The following is a 2423-nucleotide window of genomic DNA, read 5'->3' on the forward strand; positions in this document are numbered from 1 at the left end:
GGAGTCCAAGCCGGCGGCCACTCCTGCGGAACTCGACCTGGCGAACGAGCGCTGACGCGGGCGGGCGATCGGCTCTGACCGGGGCGAGCGGGCGTCGGCAGGAGTGACCGCCCCTGGATGGGCACGGGCACGGGCACGTGTTGGCGGGGTCGCGGTCGCGCGTCCCGGGACCCCGCAGCGTGGACCGGTCCGGGCATAACTGTCCAGGTCCAGGTCAGGACTCGGGTCCGGGTTCAGGCCCAGGCCCAGGCCCAGGTCCGGGCCCGGGTTCGGATATCGCGGGTCGGCGCGACCGCGGCCCCGGACCGGTCAGTCGATGATCGCCGTCACCTCGACCTCGACCAGATGATCGGGTACGTCCAGGGACGCGACGCCGATCAGTGTGCCCGGCGCCATCGGGGTCGTGCCCAGTTTCTCGGCGGCCCGGGCGACCCCCTCCAAGAACAGGGGCATCTTGTCGGGGGTCCAGTCGACGACGTAGACGGTCAGCTTCGCCACGTCGTCGAAGGACGCTCCGGCCACGGCCAGCGCGGTGCCGACGTTGAGATAGCTCCGCTCGACCTGGGCGGCGAGGTCGCCTTCGCCGACCGTGACCCCCTCGGCGTCCCAGGCGACCTGCCCGGCGACGAAGACCAGCTTCGATCCCGTCGCGATCGACACCTGCCGGTAGACCGGGATCTCGGGCAGTCCGCTGGGATTCAGCAGGGTGATGGCCATGTCGCCCACCTCGTTCTCGTCGTTCTCGGTCACTTGTGGTTACTCGGGAACCGTAGGAGAGTTGGCGCTGACCTGGAAGAACGCACTTTTCGGTGACTGGGGAACCCAATGGTGACCAAGCAGTTCGGCGACTCGCCGGACGAGGCGGACCTCAGGCGCGCCGACTCCCTGGCGCGGGAGATCTTCTCCGACGTCGCCAACAAGTGGGCGTTCCTGATCATCGAGGCCCTCGGCGAGGGCACCCTGCGCTTCAGCGAGCTGCGGAACGAGATCGAGGGCATCAGCCACAAGATGCTCACCCAGAATCTGCGCATGCTGGAGCGCAACGGCCTGGTCGAGCGCGAGGTGCACCCCACCGTGCCGCCGCGGGTCGAGTACACCCTCACCGAATCGGGTCAGGGCCTGCGGGCGACGGTCGACGCCATGTGCGGCTGGACCCACCGGTACCTCGGCCACATCGAGGCCGCCCGCCGCCGATTCGACACCTGACGGTCGACACCCCTCGCTGGGCGGGCCGCAACGCCTCAGCGCAGGGCAAGGAGCCGGCGGACTCCCCCGTAGGTCCCCGTCGCGAGGGCGAGCACCAGCAGGGGGAGTCCCATGAAGATCACGGGGTTCACCCAGCCCGGCACCAACTCGGTGCCCACTCCGTCCGACGTGACGCACTGCGAACTGACCGGCAACGTCATCCGCGTCACGACATGATCGCCCGCCACCCCCTTCGCCGCACACATCTGGTCCGGGTCCAGGATGTAGAACCCCGACATGGCGCCCCACGTGTACGCGCCGAGTGCCGCCGAGCCGGCCATGACCGCCACCAGCACACAGGTCTCGACGCTCGGCAGATGCCACCCGCCGACCGGCAGCCGGTGGTAGGCCCGCCAGGCGAGCGCCACGGCTGCGGCCACGAACACGAACGGTGTCATGAGCGGCGAGAAGACCAGTATCAGAAACAGAAGAGACGCCACTCACGTCCAGACATCACCCGGACAAGATCGGTTCCGCACGCTCCGCGGACGAGCTTCGGCGGACACTGCCTGTGACGTGCCGGGGCCACGGCGGAGGGCGGGACGGACCGCCCGAAATCGCTCCGTCGGCCCGGCCGCCGAGCTCGGAGCGGGCGAACGGCGGAGCCGGGCGGCATCGAACTCCTCGGTGCCCTGCGCCCGTTCATGACCGGTTCCGATCAGGGGCGATCGATTCTTTGTCCTTCTTCGGCATCCGGTCGCCGGGGTTATCGGTCTGTCGTGCGAGGCCTCATACCAGAGCGGGACGCTCCCCGTGGGACTTTGTCAACTGCCCACCGCACCTGATGCGTTGACGACTACTGTGAGTGTCCGCCGGGCGACGCAGGGCCGATTTTTTCGGCTCTGCCGACCGGCACCGCGATGGCGTATGCCCGAATCGCGCACCCCGCGCGAGCAAATCAGGTCCGACGCACCAGTACGAGGACGCCGATGTCTCAACTCCGTGCACCGGCCGCACGCGCAGACCGCCGTGAGGGCGGCCAGCACGGGCGACCGGCCGCCCGACCCGTGCCCGCGCTGCCCGAGACGCACATACGATCCCAACTCCTGCGCCTCGCCGTGCTACCACCCGTCGCGGTCGCGCTGAGCGCCAGCGCGGCCGTCCTGTTCACCGTCCGCTCCACCGGAGCACGGACCAGCCTCACCCTCTGGGGCGTCCTCGCCGGAGCCACGTCGGTG

At 69.6% G+C, this 2423-nt stretch carries 3 protein-coding genes and 1 pseudogene; 2 read left to right on the forward strand and 2 right to left on the reverse strand.

The annotated features are described in order from the left end of the window. Window positions 1–309: 309 nt before the first annotated feature. Entirely contained in the window at window positions 310–717 is a 408-nt protein-coding gene (locus R6V09_RS50935; RefSeq protein ID WP_317888221.1) for a RidA family protein, read from the reverse strand. 108 nt (window positions 718–825) lie between these two features. Between R6V09_RS50935 and R6V09_RS50940 the strand changes: the two genes are divergently transcribed. Next, window positions 826–1206 carry a winged helix-turn-helix transcriptional regulator gene (locus tag R6V09_RS50940; protein WP_317888219.1) on the forward strand — a complete coding sequence of 127 codons (381 nt, stop codon included), beginning with the start codon at window positions 826–828 and terminating at the stop codon, window positions 1204–1206. 35 nt (window positions 1207–1241) lie between these two features. Here R6V09_RS50940 and R6V09_RS50945 read toward each other — a convergent pair whose 3' ends face one another. Next, on the reverse strand, window positions 1242–1643 hold the full coding sequence (locus R6V09_RS50945; protein WP_317888220.1) for a hypothetical protein: 402 nt from the start codon (window positions 1641–1643) through the stop codon (window positions 1242–1244). Window positions 1644–2174: 531 nt separating this feature from the next. Here R6V09_RS50945 and R6V09_RS50950 point away from each other — a divergent pair. After that, window positions 2175–2423: pseudogene (locus tag R6V09_RS50950) on the forward strand (ATP-binding protein); the annotation flags it as partial.

It is taken from the genome of Streptomyces sp. W16 (assembly GCF_033194735.1).
In the GTDB taxonomy this organism is placed as follows: Bacteria; Actinomycetota; Actinomycetes; order Streptomycetales; family Streptomycetaceae; genus Streptomyces.